The 17,727-nt window shown below is 33.1% G+C and carries 16 protein-coding genes; 5 read left to right on the top strand and 11 right to left on the bottom strand.

Annotated features, from left to right (window positions below; genetic code table 11):
* Positions 1-992 precede the first annotated feature (992 nt).
* Together F555_RS0102775 and carA are read right to left on the bottom strand one after the other, a co-directional pair.
* Positions 993-1,805 carry a DUF7411 family protein gene (locus F555_RS0102775; protein WP_018153698.1) on the bottom strand — a complete coding sequence of 271 codons (813 nt, stop codon included), beginning with the start codon at positions 1,803-1,805 and terminating at the stop codon, positions 993-995.
* Between the two features lie 90 nt (positions 1,806-1,895).
* Entirely contained in the window at positions 1,896-2,993 is a 1,098-nt protein-coding gene (gene carA / locus F555_RS0102770; RefSeq protein ID WP_018153697.1) for a glutamine-hydrolyzing carbamoyl-phosphate synthase small subunit, read from the bottom strand.
* A gap of 362 nt (positions 2,994-3,355) precedes the next feature.
* Here carA and serA point away from each other — a divergent pair, with 362 nt between their 5' ends.
* A complete protein-coding gene (serA, locus tag F555_RS0102765) occupies positions 3,356-4,927 on the top strand; it encodes a phosphoglycerate dehydrogenase (protein ID WP_018153696.1) in 1,572 nt (523 codons plus the stop codon).
* Between the two features lie 106 nt (positions 4,928-5,033).
* Entirely contained in the window at positions 5,034-5,450 is a 417-nt protein-coding gene (locus F555_RS0102760) for an EamA family transporter (protein WP_026182924.1), read from the top strand.
* Between the two features lie 83 nt (positions 5,451-5,533).
* Here the strand turns inward: F555_RS0102760 and F555_RS0102755 are convergent, their stop codons facing one another.
* The 6 genes from F555_RS0102755 to F555_RS0102730 form a co-directional block, all read right to left on the bottom strand.
* Positions 5,534-5,776 (bottom strand): hypothetical protein, encoded by a 243-nt coding sequence (locus tag F555_RS0102755; protein WP_018153694.1) that lies wholly within the window; start codon positions 5,774-5,776, stop codon positions 5,534-5,536.
* Positions 5,777-5,936: 160 nt separating this feature from the next.
* Complete coding sequence (gene speB / locus F555_RS0102750; protein WP_018153693.1) at positions 5,937-6,785, bottom strand: agmatinase; 849 nt, start codon at positions 6,783-6,785, stop codon at positions 5,937-5,939.
* Between the two features lie 135 nt (positions 6,786-6,920).
* Positions 6,921-7,763 carry a spermidine synthase gene (gene speE / locus F555_RS0102745; protein ID WP_018153692.1) on the bottom strand — a complete coding sequence of 281 codons (843 nt, stop codon included), beginning with the start codon at positions 7,761-7,763 and terminating at the stop codon, positions 6,921-6,923.
* Entirely contained in the window at positions 7,760-8,128 is a 369-nt protein-coding gene (gene speD / locus F555_RS0102740) for an adenosylmethionine decarboxylase (protein WP_018153691.1), read from the bottom strand. Before speD ends, speE begins: the two co-directional genes overlap by 4 nt.
* 150 nt (positions 8,129-8,278) lie before the next feature.
* A complete protein-coding gene (locus F555_RS0102735) occupies positions 8,279-8,773 on the bottom strand; it encodes a pyruvoyl-dependent arginine decarboxylase (RefSeq protein ID WP_018153690.1) in 495 nt (164 codons plus the stop codon).
* 334 nt (positions 8,774-9,107) lie between these two features.
* Positions 9,108-11,018, bottom strand: coding sequence for an IGHMBP2 family helicase (locus F555_RS0102730; RefSeq protein WP_018153689.1), 1,911 nt, complete (start codon positions 11,016-11,018; stop codon positions 9,108-9,110).
* 273 nt (positions 11,019-11,291) lie between these two features.
* Here F555_RS0102730 and F555_RS0102725 point away from each other — a divergent pair, with 273 nt between their 5' ends.
* The gene (locus F555_RS0102725) at positions 11,292-12,872 is read left to right on the top strand and encodes a dihydropteroate synthase-like protein (RefSeq protein ID WP_018153688.1); all 1,581 of its coding nucleotides are present in this window, start codon (positions 11,292-11,294) and stop codon (positions 12,870-12,872) included.
* Between the two features lie 146 nt (positions 12,873-13,018).
* On the opposite strand, the gene F555_RS0102720 is transcribed toward F555_RS0102725, so the two are convergent.
* On the bottom strand, positions 13,019-13,474 hold the full coding sequence (locus F555_RS0102720) for a 30S ribosomal protein S15 (RefSeq protein WP_018153687.1): 456 nt from the start codon (positions 13,472-13,474) through the stop codon (positions 13,019-13,021).
* A gap of 232 nt (positions 13,475-13,706) precedes the next feature.
* Positions 13,707-14,240, bottom strand: a complete 534-nt coding sequence (locus F555_RS0102715) for a nicotinamide-nucleotide adenylyltransferase (protein ID WP_018153686.1) — start codon at positions 14,238-14,240, stop codon at positions 13,707-13,709.
* Between the two features lie 282 nt (positions 14,241-14,522).
* Between F555_RS0102715 and F555_RS0102710 the strand changes: the two genes are divergently transcribed.
* The gene (locus tag F555_RS0102710; protein WP_018153685.1) at positions 14,523-16,151 is read left to right on the top strand and encodes a tRNA uridine(34) 5-carboxymethylaminomethyl modification radical SAM/GNAT enzyme Elp3; all 1,629 of its coding nucleotides are present in this window, start codon (positions 14,523-14,525) and stop codon (positions 16,149-16,151) included.
* Between the two features lie 45 nt (positions 16,152-16,196).
* On the opposite strand, the gene F555_RS09415 is transcribed toward F555_RS0102710, so the two are convergent.
* A complete protein-coding gene (locus tag F555_RS09415) occupies positions 16,197-16,364 on the bottom strand; it encodes a hypothetical protein (protein ID WP_018153684.1) in 168 nt (55 codons plus the stop codon).
* 418 nt (positions 16,365-16,782) lie between these two features.
* On the opposite strand from F555_RS09415, the gene F555_RS0102700 reads away from it, so the two are divergent.
* A complete protein-coding gene (locus tag F555_RS0102700) occupies positions 16,783-17,487 on the top strand; it encodes a 6-carboxyhexanoate--CoA ligase (RefSeq protein ID WP_018153683.1) in 705 nt (234 codons plus the stop codon).
* Positions 17,488-17,727 lie beyond the last annotated feature (240 nt).

The raw sequence follows: 17,727 nt of genomic DNA, 5'->3' as shown, positions 1-17,727 counted from the left end.
TATATGCTATTTGATAATCAACCAGTAAGAAAAATAGGTTAAAAATAGAAAGACATATAAACTAGTAAAACCATAAAAAAAGGTAGAAAGCATAGGGTCTGAAAGACACATCCATTAAAACAAGGATGGAAACCAATATCTTTTATTTCTTTTATTTCTTCCATATGTCTGAAAGACTCATCCATTAAAACAAGGATGGAAACTCATACCTATCTAAATAAATTGCTTCATCTAATAATGTCTGAAAGACACATCCATTAAAACAAGGATGGAAACATAATAATATTTTCAGAAGATATTGCACCTGTATATGTCTGAAAGACACATCCATTAAAACAAGGATGGAAACCTGGAAACGGACTTGGGATTTCCATATATTCGCATTGTCTGAAAGACACATCCATTAAAACAAGGATGGAAACACTTCAACAATCAAGCCCATAAAACCACCTCAAAAAGGTCTGAAAGACACATCCATTAAAACAAGGATGGAAACTGTTGTATCGGTGTCATAATCATCCATTAATGAGTCTGAAAGACACATCCATTAAAACAAGGATGGAAACTACTCTTCATTACGCTCAACCTCCATTATATTTTATGTCTGAAAGACACATCCATTAAAACAAGGATGGAAACTAATATTCACAATCTATACATTCGTGTAAATCACAAGTCTGAAAGACACATCCATTATCTTAAAATCCCTACGGATTCTCGACGAAACCTTCAGTTTCGTGAGTCAGTAAATCCTTAGGATTTACTTCGATTAAAAAATCAAACAACTGCGTTGTTTGATTAAACAAGGATGGAAATATAAGTTAAAAGGATGTTAAAAAAAGAATAAGTTTGAAAAACATTATTTTATTTGGATCCAACCTTTTCTAAAGGTTGGAAATCAAACAACTACGTTGTTTGATTAAACAAAGATGGAAACATTCCGTTATATTTCAAAAAAAAAGAAGGAAACAGAAACAGCAAAAGATAGGAACTTATAAATTCAGCACTTCTAAAATATTCCTCAAACCTTCATCTTTATCAATAACCTGAGCTCGGACTTCCCTTAAGATTCTCTGGATTGTAAATTTTCTCATCTGTTTGTGATTGTGTGATTTTTTAAGTAATTTACATCCATAGGATTGTTTTATTTCAATTCCACTTTTTCTTAAAAGTTCCCTACTTTCGTTTTTTGTTAAAACTAAAAATGAAGGCATATTGATTCTTATTATGCCGTTTTCCTCAGCAACTATTGATAAGTATCCGACAGAGAGCATGTCGCCGTATATTATGTACTTAATATCGTTATTCGCCGCATACTCTAAAATTGATCGTTCTACTGCACTGTGGCATCTTCCACATGGGTGATACTTTCCAGCTATAACGTCTTCAAAAATCTCACTTAAGTCTATCTCCACAAATTCATGCTTTATTTTTAAAGCATCTGCAGTATTTTTTACCCTTTTTTTGTTTTCCTCCACCATAATATAGTCTGAGAAGGCAGTAACTCCAGTTACATCAAAAATCTTTTTAGAAATTGTTGCAGATGCGGTACTATCTACACCACCACTGAAAGCCACGATAGCTTTCGGTTTATCATTTTCAACATCGGTATTACTTAAGAAGTTTAAGAGCTCATCTAAACCGTTTTCTTTAAACCGGCCGGATTCGAAAGCCAAAGGCTTCCGTAAGTCTAATAGTTTTTTTAAATTTTCATAGACTTGATCTGGGATTAAATCCTTTTTGTAAATTGAATCAAGGGCCTTCATAGAAGCGTTTAGTCTAACCTCTTTAATTCTCGGGTCCATAAAAATACCTCTTAAAGATTAAAATAGATAGTATGGTGTAGGTCTCTAAAATTATTCCTTCCTCTGGCATGGCAACAAAAAATATAAAAGTTATAATTTTCCAGTTAGTCCAAATTCAATGATTTGGTCAAATAAAAATCTTGCGTCATGTGGTCCAGGTCCAGCTTCTGGGTGGTGCTGAACACTCCATGCCACCACTTTTCCACTTTCTGCATCTTCAAATTTACAGATTCCTTCTACTGTGTTATCGTTTAAGTTTATATGTAGTATTTCAACATTTTCAGGCATCATGCTTTTTTCTGTTGCAAATCCATGGTTTTGGGAAGTTATATGAACTTTACCTGTTTTTAAGTCTTTAACTGGCTGGTTTCCTCCCCTATGGCCAAATTTAAGTTTGTAGGTTTTTCCACCTAATGCCAATGTAATAATTTGATGCCCTAAACAAATCCCAGTTACAGGAATCTTTCCAATTAATGATTTAACGGTATTTATTGTTTCATTAACTCTTATAGGATCTCCAGGACCATTTGATACTAAAACAAAGTCTGGATTATATTTTAAAATTTCTTCTTCTGTGGTGTTGTAAGGAACCTGTATGACCTTACAACCTCTGTCTGTTAAACACTTAATTATGCTTTTTTTAACTCCACAGTCTATTAAAACACAAACCGCCTTTTCCTCTACACCTTCCACTTCATGAACTATAACTTCTTTTGTTGAAACTTCAGGAACTAGGTCTATTTCTGATAAGTCTTTGTGGGATTTTGCCTTTTTTATGAATTCTTCTATTTCTGAATCACCAATAGGTTCTGATGATGTTTTTAATAAGGCTCTAACAACACCTTTTGATCTTATTTTTCTTGTTATAAATCTGGTGTCAATTTCTGCTATTCCTGGGATATCGTATTTCTTTAAAAAGTCGTCTAAATCCTTACTTGTAATATCTTTTACAACAAAACCTTCTGCTTTGATACCCTCTGATTCGTACCAGTCTTCTTTAACTCCGTAGTTCCCTTCCAAAGGGTAAGTCATGGTAACAATCTGCCCTTTATATGACGGATCTGTAAGTATTTCAACATAACCAGTCATACTCGTGTTAAATACCAATTCTCCCAAAACTTCTTTTTCAGCACCAAATCCTTTTCCTTTTAAAACTGTTCCATCTTCTAAAACTAAAATTCCATACATGCTGTTCCACCATAAATATTTTTTATAATATATGGCATTATATTATTTATCCGTTCGCGTCATGTTTTTATATTAATGAGTATAGTTGTTCTGCAATTGAAATAACATATTTATGCTAATAATAGAAAGTCGTTTACATTATAATATTGGGTGAAATCTTCGATTTCACTACTTGTACCTCTGGTTCCGATTAGACGAAACCTTATTCCGCAAACGACCATAATTGTAGTAATTGTTTAATAATGTATTAATTATTTAAATAATTAGATTATATAAATTCAATAGTTGTACATGATATTCATAACATGATATTCGTACGTATATTTTTATTTTAAATTTGTTAATTATCAGAAGGTGATTTAATGCCAAAGATTCTTATAACTGACCCTTTACATGATGACGCTGTGGAAATATTGAAAGAAGCAGGAGATGTTGAAATAGCCACCGGTTTAACTACCGAAGAGTTAAAAGAAAAAATCAAGGACGTAGATGCTTTGGTTGTTAGAAGTGGAACAAAAGTTACTCGAGAAATAATTGAAGCTTCAGAGAAGCTCAAAGTTATTGCAAGAGCTGGAGTAGGTGTGGATAACGTAGATATGGAAGCTGCCACCGAAAAAGGTATTGTTGTAGTCAATGCTCCAGATGCATCATCAATTTCAGTGGCTGAATTGACACTTGGTTTAATGCTTTCAGCAGCTAGAAACATACCACAAGCTACCGCATCACTGAAAAGAGGGGAATGGGACAGAAAATCATTTAAAGGTTTTGAGCTCTACGGAAAAACACTTGGTATCATTGGGTTAGGTAGAATTGGTCAGCAAGTGGCTAAGAGAGCTCAGGCATTTGGGATGAATATTGTGGCTTACGATCCATACATTCCAGAGGATGTGGCAAATGATTTAGGAATTAAGTTAATGGAAGTAGATGAATTATGCGAGTGCAGTGATTTCATAACCCTTCACGTTCCAGTAACTCCAAAAACAAAACACATGATCGGCAAAAAACAGATAGACTTAATGAAGAAGAATGCTGTGATAGTCAACTGTGCAAGGGGAGGATTAATCGACGAAAAACCACTTTACGAAGCTTTGAAAAATGGAAAAATAAGAGCTGCTGCACTGGATGTATTTGAAGAAGAACCTCCAAAAGGAAACCCATTGTTGACACTTGACAATGTAATTGGAACTCCTCACCAAGGAGCTTCTACAGAAGAGGCTCAGAAAAGTGCAGGTACAATTGTTGCAGAGCAAGTTCTCAAAATTTTAAGAGGAGAACCTGCAGAAAACGTGGTAAATTTACCAGTTCTCCCAGCTGAAAAAATTAGCAAGCTGAGACCTTATATGGTACTTGCAGAAAAAATGGGTACAATGGCAATACAGTTACTTGATAAATCTATAGAAAGAGTTGAAATAATATACATGGGAGAGCTTGCAAAAGAGAAGACAGAGATGATAAAAAGAACATTCTTAATGGGTATATTGTCTCCAATTTTACTTGCAGGGGTTAATTTGGTAAACGCTCCTTCAATAGCAAAAAACAGAAATATTAAGGTTATAGAGGGCACAATGTCAGAAAGTGACTATGGAAGCGCCATAAAAATCATTGCAAAGGGAAAGAAAGAGGAAATTTCAATAGTCGGTACTGTAGTAGATAATGATCCAGTATTCCGTGAAATAAACGGATATAACGTAAATATCAAACCAGAAGGGGTAATATGTATAATTAGACATATAGACAGGCCTGGAATGGTTGGTAAGGTCGGTATAATATTAGGTGATCACGGTATAAACATAGCTGGAATGCAAGTTGGTAGAACAGAGCCTGGCGGACACAGCATCATGATTTTAGATGTTGACCATATGATACCTGAAGAAGTTTTAGAGGATTTAAAGAAGGTTGATAATATCATGGATGCAAAAGTCATAAACATGTAACTTTACGAAACCACCACGTTGTAGTGGTTTTCGAATCCAATAGGTTAAAAAATAAATAAAATGCTATTTTATTTTTATTTATTATTTTATTATTTAGGTGATAGATATAACAACCAGTATTATAATTGGGCTTATAATTGCATTTTTATATGGTGTAGGAACATTTTTTGCAAAAATAGTATCTGACAAAGACCCGTTTTTACAGTGGATAATAGTAAACATAGTAGGTATAATATTATGTGTATATATTGTGGTAAAAGAGCCTGAAAGGTTACAGTTATTACATGGAAAAATACTTGTATATGGTGTAATTTCTGCATTAATGGTTGTAATAGGTTCGCTACTACTGTACTATGGCCTTCATAAAGGTAAAGCCAGTGTTATAGTTCCATTATCATCAATAGGTCCTGCAATAACTGCAATTTTAGCAATAGTATTTTTAAAAGAGCAACTATCCTATTCTCAAATGTTTGGGATAGTTTTGATAGTTTCGGGAGTTATTTTACTGTCTATAAATAGCTAATTCTAAAATAGAGAGTGTTTATAAAGTAATATGATCTTAAAAACTAAATACATATAAAATAATTCAAAATAATTTAAATTTATTTATAGTTTAAGAAGTTTCCTAGCCCCCTGAGCTCCGAGCTGTAATTTTAATGCTTTCAATATCTCCATTACATCTTCCATATTTTCCGCATCTTCTAAGGCTTTGTTAAATACTTCTTTTTTATTAGGGTCCACCAGTTCGATAAGGTATTCAACAGTGGTTACAAGTTCAATATATTTGCTATCATTTTTTATTTGAGTTTGAATTTCTTCAATGGCTTTTTTCACATTTTCAGATACCAAAAATATCACCCAACTAACTCTTAGTGCATAATTTATGTTTATTGTTATATTTAAATTTTGACAATCAAGTTGTAAAAATATTAAAAAGATGCATAATGACAAACATATAAAAGTTCAAAAAATTAATAAAAAATTAACATACGATGTAGAAAAAAGTTTATTATTGTTTTATAGTTAAAATTAACTCCCTTATTATTTTAGCAGCGGTAATTGCTGTTATATTGCCCATATCGTAATGTGGAGAGACTTCAACAACATCGAAACCAACAATTTTATCCCCAATATCCTTTAAAAGATACAATGCGTTAATTAATTCCTTTGAGGAAACTCCGCACGGTTCTGGAGTACCAGTTCCCGGTGCAAATGCAGGGTCTAAAACATCAATATCTATTGTAACATAAACTGGTTTGTCGAGCTCTTTTATTTTTTCTATATCTTCCTTTGTAGGCATTTCCATAGATATGTTTGTGTTTTTCCACCCAAACTCCCATTCCTCTTCGTCTCCGCTTCTTATTCCAAACTGGTATATGTCCTTTGTTAAATCGTAGCATCTCCTGATAACACTGGCATGTGAATGTTCATTACCTAAATACTCTTCCCTTAAATCACAGTGGGCATCGAAGTGAATAACTGCTAAATCTTTATAAACTTCTTTGGCAGCTTTAACTATCGGGTAGGTTGTAGAGTGGTCCCCACCTATCATTATAGGTATTTTACCTGAGCTCATTATCTTCTTAGATGCATTAAAAGCCCGTTCAATTATTTGGTCCTGGGAACCTTCCATACTTAAATCATAAAGATCACAGATTTTTAAATTTACCAGGTCCTTTTTTAAAATAGGGCTATATGTTTCCAGCCCCCATGATGCCTTTCTAACTGCATCAGGTCCAAATCTTGCTCCAGGTCTATATGACGTAGTGGCGTCAAATGGGATTCCAAAAATTACAAAATCTGCATTTTCAAAAGTTTCATAGGCACATATAAATTTGGAGTAGTCTTCAAAATACATTTTATCACCTAATAAAAATAATAAAAAAGAGAAGTTTGTTTTATTTAATCACTGAACGAAGTGAAGTGATTTAAAACTTTCGTTTTAAATTCTCTCATTCTTCGAGAAACTATAAATCCGAAGGATTTTATTTAATTATTCTTTTAAAAATCTAGGTGTGGCTAAAAATACTCCCCTATGGACTTCCTCGTCGTAGTATTTAGTTTCCATTTTTGAAACTTTTTCTTTGATTTTTTCCATGTCTGCAGTTAATGGGTCGTGTTTCTTAGATGCCATTGTGAAGCTCCAGAATCCGCTTGGGTAGGTAGGTATTGAACAAACGTATGGTTTGATAATTTCAAAGCCTGCTTCTTTTAAGTGTCCTTTAATTTTGAGTATTAAGTCTTTGTGGAACAATGGACTTTCAGTTTGCTGAACAATTATTCCATCATCATTTAAGCAATTAAATAGGTTTTTGTAGAATTCCCTTTCAAACAAACCTGCTGCAGGACCTACTGGATCTGGACAGTCAACAAGAATAACATCGTATTTTTCCTCTGTTTCAGCGACGTATTTAATTCCATCTGTGAACATTGTTTTTACTTTTTCATTGTCTATTGCACAGCTGAGTGTAGGAAGATATTTTTTACATACTTCAACGACTTTTTCGTCTAATTCAACAAAATCAACATGTTCTACACTTTCGTGTTTCAGGACTTCTCTAACTGTACCTCCGTCTCCCCCTCCAATAACCAAAACTTTCTTTGGATTTGGATGTGTAAATAGGGCAGGATGAGATATTAATTCATGGTATATAAATTCGTCTCTTTCGGTAGTTTGGTATGTACCATCTAAAACTAGTATTTTACCGTATTCTAAGGTATCCAGTATTTGAATTTCCTGATATTCTGAATTTCCTGAATACAATACATCCCTGACCTTTGCAGACAATGCTAGATTTTTTGTTTGGTATTCTGAAAACCATATTTCGCACTTCATTTGCATTCCTCCTTTTTAACCATTACTCCCCTTTTAATGTCTATGACCTCAATGTTTTCTGGTTCTAAAAAGGCTTTTATCGTTGGTATAGTCTCTTCAGGATTTACGTGCTGTCCGCAAGTAAAAACATCCATTGCTGCATATCCCAATTCTGGCCAGGTATGTATGCTGATATGACTTTCAGCCAACACCGCTACCCCTGTAACCCCTTGAGGACAGAATTTGTGTGTTTTTACGCATATCAATGTGGCCCCACATGCCTCAACTGCATCTTTAAGCATTTTTTCAATACCTTCTCTGTCATCCAACGCCTGACTTTTGCATCCCCAGAGCTCGAGGATTATGTGTTTTCCCAGACATTCCAATATTTACACCTCCTTTATGGTTATTTTTTGTTGTATGTTTTAAATTACGCACTATCATCATGTTACCATGCCATATTCCCCATATGTACACAAAATATATGGTGGAAAGTTTTATTTAAATATATATTTATATGTGCATAATATGCGATGTTACTTGTACCACAATGCAGCAGCAGCAAATGCACAGCCTACTTTTTCCACAGTGTGTTCTATAGCTATTGATTCAATTCTATCGATTTCCCAGCCTCTCATTTCAAATCCTTCTTTTGCCATCTCTCTAACAGTCTCTTCAGCTTCTTTTTTACCGCAAACGCCTTCATATTCCATAATTAATCCACAGAGTTCTTTATCTTTCGGAATAGCAATACTAATTGAAGCTGCGATAGTTTCCCCTTTTACATCACTTATTTGGTAACCGTAAGCAGTAGGAACTAAGGAACCCATTGGAATCTTTGGCAATGGTACAATTTCTGCTTTTGGTGGCATAATACTACTAATTCTAATTAAGTTTAAGTTTCCAATACCTGATTTTAACAAAGCCATGTCAAATGCGTTTAATGCAATATCTGCATCTCCGGTACCTGCAACAAGTGATACTGTATTTGGGACGTCAAATGGTGAGTGAATAGGACTTTTTTTGATCATAAAAATAGACACCTCCTGTATTTCATAGTGTAGTAAGGAGCAATCCTCAGCAAACCTGGTTTGCATAGATTAGGAAGTTGGATAATCTATGATTATTCAACTAATCCATGGGATTTTGCTCAATTTAAATTTTATAAATTTTTAATGAATATAAAAAATAAGGGTTAAATAATTTCAAACAAAGTACAATATTCATATATATAAACTATTCGGTTGGAAAAAGAATATGTGAAAATTATTTGTTATTAATTTATTTCTTAATTTTTGCAAGTATTTCAATGATTAGACAAGATCCCCCTGGATTCGTAGTTTTAACTTCCTTTAGTCGCTTCGATTAGACGATTTTGCAGTATTTCAAAAATTTGTTATAGGTGCTGTCCTGAGTAAGGAGCTCCCTACAACCTATTACAATTAACTTTCTTTTAGCTCTCGTAACAGCCACATTTAATCTTCTTAAGTCCTTTAGGAATCCGAATTTTTCAGTTCTAACAAAAGAAATCACAATAGCATCTTCTTCCCTTCCCTGAAATCCATCAACCGATTTAACCTCTATTTCATCATCTTTTAACATTTTAGATAGGTATTTAACCTGGGCATCGTAGGGTGTAATCACGCTGACCGGAATATTGTATTTTCTTAATTTGGAAACTACTTCAACTACTTTTTTGGCTTCTTCTTCGTTGTAGTAGGATTTGAAGTCGTCCCTTTTTTCTTCACCACGAACATCGATGAAAATAATTGGATCTTCGTTTATTATATCAATATCTTCTTCATCTGTTTCAACATCCTTTATCAGATCCATAATATTATGCTTTCTTACGGATTTGTAAGGCTTTAGTTTATTCTCATAGAACATTTCATTTGAGAACTTCATGATTTTTTCGTTCATCCTGTATTGAATCTGGAGGATGCTGGAAAAATCGGAATATAAATTGATCATCCTTTCGAAAAGTGTCTGTTTAAGTTCCTCCTCTTCACTTAATACTGTAGGAGGAAGCTGTTTATGATCTCCAGATATTATGACCTTCTGTGATTTAACTATCGGTATGAGCGACGAAGGTTCCATAGACTGACTACCTTCGTCTATAACGCATACATCGAATTTAAAACCTTCTAAAACCTCACTTCCAGCCATGGAGTTGGTAGCTACGATTATATCGCTTTTTGTTAAAATATCGTTTACTATCTCTTTTTCGGTTTTTTCTAGGAGCTCCCTCAAATGCCTTATTCTCTCATTGATTTTTATCCATTCCGCCATTTTTTTAATTATTTCCTTAGGCACTCCTCTTATATCCCTATCCAACTTGGAAAAAATAATTATTTCATCGTCACTTAGTCCTCTTCTCCATTTTGGATTTGGTTTTTTAAACTTATTCCTTTTTTCTACCAGTTTTTTGATTTCTTCCTTTAGGGATTTAATTTTATTGTAATCCTTATGTTCTGTTATTTTATGATACAGTGAGTGCTTTATGAGCTCTTTTGATATTCTTGTAGGGTGACCTATTCTAACTATATTGAATCTGTCTTCATACTTTGATAAGTTGGTTAGTATGTTATCTACTGCAATGTTCGAATCCGCTGTAGCAAGAACTTTATTTTTTCTGTTACATTCCTGTAGTATAACTTCAGAAATTGTTCTTGTTTTTCCTGTTCCCGGAGGTCCATGTATTAAATATATATCAAAGGATTTTAAGGCATTTTTCACAGCTTCCTTTTGGTATTTATTTAAATTATCGTCAAAAAATTTCACTGAAATATCTCTTTTGGTGTATTTTGGTTCTTCAATACCTAAAACTATGTTGGTAAGTCTAGTATCTAGTTTTTCAAAGGTATCCAATGCCTTTACCATTCTTTTAAATGTAATATCGTTGATGTACAAGTCAATTCTAACGTTTTTTAACGCCCATTTTGGAATATTTTCAAGTGAAACATCTATGTAGTTTTTCCCAACTTCTACAACGTTTCCAAGTAAATCACTGGCAAGAGGGTCGTATTTGCTGATTAAGACAACATCTCCAGTTGAAATATCTAATTTTTTAAACGGCTCTCTCCTTCCGTATCTTACAATATACTCCCCAAATATTTCCCCTTTTATTTTACCATCTAAATTTAAAATAGCTCTACCTACATCTTCCCTTTTTCTTCCGAGTTTTTTTATTTCATTCCTGTGAAACTCTATTTCATGTTTTCTTTCTTTTTCGATTAGCTTTTTAAATTTGTTAACATATATTTGTTTTAACGTCATAATACCACATAATTATAGTTAAAGACAAAACCTTTTAGAAAAAGGTTTTGATTGAACGAAAACCTAACGGTTTTCATAGCTCACCAACTTCGTTGGTGATTCCAAAACCCGATACCTACTCAACTTCGTTGAGTAGGTATATTTTGAAGGATATATTTAAGTTTGTTATGTCGGGCACTATAATTTGTTTATTAAACATTATAAGTGTGTGGATATTAGTATAAGGTAATGGTAAGGATAATATAAATTATAGCACTAACGTTGGGTGTATTTATGAAAATCCTAATAATAACTGGAAAACAGGCTTATTCAAAGGTAAAAAGTGCCGTAAAGAATTACAACTATGTAGATGTTCATATGGCTGACATTTCAATAGCTGCTTTTTTAACTCCTAATTTGATAGTAAGGGAAATTAAGAATATAGAATCAAAGAACAATATAAAACTACATGAAATATATGATTTTGTTTTGGTTACTGGATTAATTAGACATGATTTAAAGAAGGTTGAAGATGAAACTGGAATTAAGTGTTTTAAATCTACCCGGGAAGCTTCCGATATTCCGATTTTAATAAACAACCTCGACAAAATAAAGTTATCGACAAAAGAATATGCAGATAATCAGATTATAAGATTTATAAAACAAAAGGCTGAAGAAGAGATAAAAAAGGCAGAAGAAAAACCAATTGAAGGCAAAAACAACATAAAAATCGGAAACTTAAAAGTTGGTGACGACTACCCAATGAGAGTTTTAGGGGAGATTGTACATGTGCCTTGGCTCAGTGATAAGGAATTGGAAAGAAAGATAAATTATTATGTCGAAAGCGGGGCAGATATGATAGACTTGGGGATGATTAGCAACGAAAACCATGCAGATGAATTAAAAAGAATAATAAAAATTGCAAGAGATGTCACAGACAAACCTATAAGTGTTGATACATTAAATACCGAAGAATTGATAGAAGCCATAAATCTGGATGTTGACATGATTTTAAGTGTTGATGCTGGAAATGTTGATGAGCTCCTACCTCATCTAAAAGAGGGTAATACTGCAGCAGTGGTCCTTCCAACAAACTATAAACTTAATCATGTCCCTGAAACAATAGAGACAAAAATAACTGATTTGGAAAAAAACATACAAAAGCTGCTGGAGAACGATATAAAAGTTGTTGCAGACCCTATTTTAGAACCGATATACAACAATAACTGTAATTTTACAGAGAGCATCATTGCATGTAAAGAATTTAAAGAACGGAATAAAATCCCAATGTTTTTTGGTATTGGTAATGTTACAGAACTTTTTGATGTTGATAGCAATGGTGTAAATGCCACAATTGCCGCGATTGGGGGAGAAATTGGAGGGAACATACTTTTTACACCTGAAGCTTCTTCAAAGTGTAAATACTCCATAAAAGAATTAAAAATTGCTTCAAAAATGATGTTTTTAGCAAAAAGAAGGAATTCTTTACCTAAAGACTTAGGTTTTGATTTAATAAACTACAAGGACAAAAAATTTGAAGAAATTACAACATATCAAAACCATAAAAATATTCCTGTGATAACTGCAAAAGAAAATAAAAAGCAAGTTTTAGACGAGGGAAGCTTTAAAATCGAACTTGATAGGGAAAATAAGTTAATAGTGGCCACATACTATAAAAGAGGAAAGCCTCAACTGATGATTAAAGGGCGAGCTCCAAAGGAGATATATGAAACTGCGATAAGTCATAAACTGATAAATAAAATAGATCATGCTGCTTATTTTGGAAAGGAACTACAAAAGGCAGAAATTGCTTTAAAAATCGGAAAAAAGTACAACCAAGATTTTGAACTGTTCTATAATGAGTTCTGGAAATAATGTACTATAAATTTTATTTTAATGACTTTTAAAAAACAAATAAAAAAGAAAATAATTAAATTTATTCTACTAACAATCTAGCTTTCTCAGGAGTGTATCCCGCATGAAACTTTTAAAAAAAGTTTCATCAAAAATCAAAATTGGGGTTATTCTACCAATAACCTAGCTTTCTCAGGGGTGTATCTCCATTTAACAGGTAATACACCAGTGTTTCTGTAGTATTTTACGAGTCTTCTGATTTTTGACTCGGTTAATTGTAACCCTCTTCTTGAGTGAATATCTCTTGGGTTTTGTTCAAGATGGTTTCTTAAGTTAACAGCTTTTTTCATTAAGTTGATCAAGTCTTCAGGGACTTCAGGGTATAAGTCGTTTTCTTTCATTATTTTTGTAATGCTTTTTCCAGTGATTAATTTTACATCTGGAACTCCGTAGGTGTCCCTTAAGATCATTCCAATAATTGCTGAGTCTTTACCTTCTTTTGCCAATTCTACAATTTTGTTTTCAATTTCCTCAGGTGTCAAAGTGACCCATGTAGGAACTTCCGTTCTTAAAGGTCTCTTTGAACCGGAGGAACCTCTTTTACCTGAATGTAATCTTGCCATTTTTTCACCTTTTCGACATTTTAGATTTTCAAGATATAGATGATTCCCAGCCCAAAGAGATCGTAGGATTACAGTCGTGTGGAATTAAGACAAAACCAACCGTTGGGTTTTTAATCTTTTTAACACGTACGACCATACATACCTAAGATCATGGACTTATTGGAATTATATTGCATATTATTTATAAGTTATGGTGATATTTGGTATGGTGTTTAATATATCTTTTGCCATCCTAACCAATATAGTCCTTTTCACTTAGTCTTTTAAGTCTTTCTACACCGTTTATTTCATTAATAACATCCACAACCTCACTTGGGACTAAATGCTCCCAAGACTCTCCATTTAACATTTTTTTTCTTATTTCGGTCCCTGAGTATTCTTTCCTGTTATACATTTTTGGTTTTTTAACGGGGTAGCCCCTTTCCTCAAAGAGCTCTTTTACAAGGGCGTTTCCAGTATATACAATATCAAAAGGAGGGGTTAAAGCTTCAACATATGATACCCATATAGCGTTAAATTCTATATCTTTGATAGGTATAACGTAATGATGATTAATCGGAGCTCCGTTTTGAAGATCAAGTTTCTCAAGGGTTTTAGTAATCATCATTATCCTTTCCCCTGCGGTAAATGGGTCTGTTAAGGTATGGCTTTTTTGAGCACTACCTATTCCTATTATTATTTCATCCACTTCCTCTGAAATCTTTTTTATTATATTCATATGTCCATTATGGAACGGTTGCCACCTTCCAATTATAAATGCCCTCATGAAATCACCTAATAAAATTCGCAAACAACTAATAAGTTGTAACTCAAAATCATGATACTATCAAATATATTCATGGATAAACATAAATAACAAATCTAACAATTTTATACTTAATATATAGTTTCGTTGAATAACAATAATTCAAATTTAAACTCGAAGTAAACTAGGTTCAAAATTAACTAATAACTAAATAATATTATTATATTTCTGTTGCTATTCATGAACATTATGTTATTACGGATTTTTTTTCGCAATTTTATATGTGTCTGTCAGGTGATTTTTATGGATGATTATGAAAAATTTATAAGATGTATTATAAACAAGTTGTTAAAAGAAAAGGATAAGATAAACAATTTAGATCCTAAAAGGAAAAAACAAAGGGTAGAAGATATTAAAGCCCAATGTTTAAGGAAATTTGATTTAAATATCGGTTTTCCACCAAATTCCGATATATTGAAGTATGCCACTAAGGAAGAGGAAAAAGAATTGATCCCACTACTTAGAAAAAAACCTATTAGAACATTATCTGGTGTGGCAGTTGTAGCTGTGATGACATCCCCTGAAAAGTGCCCCCATGGAAAGTGTCTATTCTGTCCTGGCGGAAAAGAAAGTGTTTTTGGGGACGTTCCACAGAGCTACACTGGAAAGGAACCTGCAACTATGAGGGGGTTAATGTATAATTTTGACCCTTACGTTCAAACAAAGGCAAGACTTGAACAACTGGAAAAAGTAGGGCATTTAACAGATAAAATTGAGCTCATAATTATGGGTGGAACATTCCCTGCAAGGGATATTTCCTATCAAGACTCTTTTATAAAGGGATGCCTTGATGCTATGAATGGGGAGATTTCTGAGACTTTAGAGGAAGCTCAAAAGATAAATGAAACAGGAAAACATAGGTGTGTTGCATTAACTGTAGAAACAAGACCTGATAACTGTAAGGAGAATGAAATAAACCAAATGCTTAAGTTGGGAACTACAAGGGTAGAGCTCGGAGTCCAAAGTATCTATAATGAGGTTTTGGAATTTGTAAAAAGGGGTCATTCTGTTGAAGATACAGCAAAAGCTACCCAGTTGTTAAAAGACAGTGGTTTAAAGGTTTCATATCATTTAATCCCTGGTTTGCCAAATACAACTGAAGAAATGGACAAAAAAATGTTCTATGAAATTTTCAACAATCCAGACTTTAAACCAGATCTAATAAAAATATATCCTTGTCTGGTGATTGAAGGAACTGAAATGTACGAGCTCTGGAAAAAAGGAGAATATAAACCAATAAATGATGAAGAAGCTATTGATTTAATCACATACGCAAAATCCATAATGCCAAAGTGGGTTAGAACTTCCAGAATTCAGAGGGATATCCCTGCAACAGTTATAGATGAAGGGGTTAAAAAAAGCAATCTTGGAGAACTTGTTTATAAAAACCTCGAGAAGAAGGGAATCAAGTGTAAGTGTATAAGATGTAGGGAAGTAGGTCATGTGGCATATAAAAAAGGAGTATTCCCAGATATTGAAAATATAAAACTCTGTAGGGAAGACTACGAGGCAAATGGTGGAACCGATATCTTCCTTTCATATGAGGACGTTAAAAACGATATATTAATTGGATATTTAAGATTAAGAATACCTTATAAACCATTTAGAAAAGAAATCGACGATAAAACAGCACTGGTTAGACAGGTACATGTCTGTGGACAGCAACAACAAATTAAAGGTACTACAAAAGAGCTCACATGGCAACATAAAGGTTACGGCAGATTACTATTAAGTGAAGCCGAGAGAATAGCCCGAGATGAATTTGACAAAAACAGAATTTTAATCAACAGCGGTATCGGAGTACGAGAATACTATCGTAGGTTAGGATACACAAAAATAGGTCCTTACATGGGAAAATCTATTGATGAATAATAACCTCAACCTTGGCCGCTTTTTAATTTTTAATCCTTTTACTCATTAGACCAAGATTGAAGCTATGGTCAATGCACCTACAACATAGGCAAGTACTTCAATGGTCTTATTTCCCCTATAAGGTCTTTTTAAATCTTTTGAAATTTCTTCAAAGTCTCTAAATGCATCATCCTTAAAGTGGTGGTCATGTAATTTATTTAGTTTGAGATTCATGATATCACCGTAAACTTATTTCTTCTTGTATATTACTGTTAAAAAACAACTATATATACTTATTTGCTCATTATAAATCGTGACAAATGTTTTTAATGAAAAATAATGACAAATTAGGCGTTTTTAGTGTAATGATTAATCATGACAAATTAAAGTTAATCTCCAAACCTTTTAGAAAATCGAAGCAAATCGAAGATTTGCTGACTCACAAAAATTCGAAGAATTTTTGTCGAGAGATTTGGATTCCAAAACCAGATACCTACTCAACGAAGTTGAGTAGGTATATTTTTAGCCCTTTTGTATATACTATACAGTGCCGAAGTTAGTGGAACGACTATAAAAACTAAAGATAAAGTAGGATATGATAATAAAATATTGTAAAATTGAATTACCACAATATTTTTCGGAGTGACTACAAATGTTCAGTATAAAAATGAGAGCTTCAAAAAAAGGAAAACATATATCTGGAGCTGAAAGCATTGTAGATAAGGAAGACGTTGAATTTATTGTAAATGAGTTTGTAAAGCGAGCTATGTTTCATGAAAACGGAGCTCCGGATTTTATAAATCTGAAAATAGAGGAAATAAATGATGATGAAATAAAGTATTTTAAACATTTACCAATAAAAACAATAGAATGTAAGGATAAAGAGGAAGCACGGGAAAAGGCAAAAAACATATTGAAAAATGAGGAAATTCCTGATGAACTGATAGATAAGGCATTTAAAATAATAGATAATGGAGGAATGAGGGGAGCTTCAATTTTAAATATGGACGGAGAGCGATTGGAACCAGATAAGGAAAGAGGAGTAAGGGTTAAGAACATATCCGCAACAAAGGAACTTAAAAATAAAATCTTAAAAAATAAATTGGGAACAGATAGGACGGTTGATGCAATAGCCGTAGCTACAAAGGTTATAAAATTAGGAGTTATTGCTGAATTATGTACCTCTGACAATAAAAGTTATACAACGGGATACGTAGCTACAAAGGATGGATACTTTAGAATAACCAACTTAAAGAATGCTGGAGAAGACGGTGGAAGGGTATTTTTTGTTAAAAATGATGTTGATATAGACGATTTAATAGATAAACTAGAGAACAAACCGTTTATTATTGGGTAATCGCAAACTAATACTTATATTTGGATGCAACCTTTTCTAAAGGTTGCTTAGAGAATAAACCGTTTATTATTGAATAACAAATCTTTAAAAAAGCTTTCAGATAAATCCTTTCAGGATTTATTACTCACGGCTTTGCCGTGATGATGCAAAGTATATGCCTTTTCACGAAGTAAAGAAGTATCAGATTTTTGGGATCCAACACTTTTTAAAAGGGTTGGGATCTAACCTTTTAGAAAAAGG

Source organism: Methanothermococcus thermolithotrophicus DSM 2095 (genome assembly GCF_000376965.1).
Classification (GTDB): Archaea; AGJL01; Methanococci; order Methanococcales; family Methanococcaceae; genus Methanothermococcus; species Methanothermococcus thermolithotrophicus.
Note: the sequence above shows the minus strand (reverse complement) of the source record. Positions and strands in the feature narration are given on the sequence as shown.

Coding starts and splice junctions, on each gene's coding strand:
- F555_RS0102775 (WP_018153698.1), bottom strand. CDS start 1,805: ATGGACCCGAGAATTAAAGAGGTTAGACTAAACGCTTCTATGAAGGCC.
- carA (WP_018153697.1), bottom strand. CDS start 2,993: ATGTATGGAATTTTAGTTTTAGAAGATGGAACAGTTTTAAAAGGAAAA.
- serA (WP_018153696.1), top strand. CDS start 3,356: ATGCCAAAGATTCTTATAACTGACCCTTTACATGATGACGCTGTGGAA.
- speB (WP_018153693.1), bottom strand. CDS start 6,785: ATGTATTTTGAAGACTACTCCAAATTTATATGTGCCTATGAAACTTTT.
- speE (WP_018153692.1), bottom strand. CDS start 7,763: ATGAAGTGCGAAATATGGTTTTCAGAATACCAAACAAAAAATCTAGCA.
- F555_RS0102735 (WP_018153690.1), bottom strand. CDS start 8,773: ATGATCAAAAAAAGTCCTATTCACTCACCATTTGACGTCCCAAATACA.
- F555_RS0102730 (WP_018153689.1), bottom strand. CDS start 11,018: ATGACGTTAAAACAAATATATGTTAACAAATTTAAAAAGCTAATCGAA.
- F555_RS0102725 (WP_018153688.1), top strand. CDS start 11,292: ATGAAAATCCTAATAATAACTGGAAAACAGGCTTATTCAAAGGTAAAA.
- F555_RS0102720 (WP_018153687.1), bottom strand. CDS start 13,474: ATGGCAAGATTACATTCAGGTAAAAGAGGTTCCTCCGGTTCAAAGAGA.
- F555_RS0102715 (WP_018153686.1), bottom strand. CDS start 14,240: ATGAGGGCATTTATAATTGGAAGGTGGCAACCGTTCCATAATGGACAT.
- F555_RS0102710 (WP_018153685.1), top strand. CDS start 14,523: ATGGATGATTATGAAAAATTTATAAGATGTATTATAAACAAGTTGTTA.
- F555_RS09415 (WP_018153684.1), bottom strand. CDS start 16,364: ATGAATCTCAAACTAAATAAATTACATGACCACCACTTTAAGGATGAT.
- F555_RS0102700 (WP_018153683.1), top strand. CDS start 16,783: ATGTTCAGTATAAAAATGAGAGCTTCAAAAAAAGGAAAACATATATCT.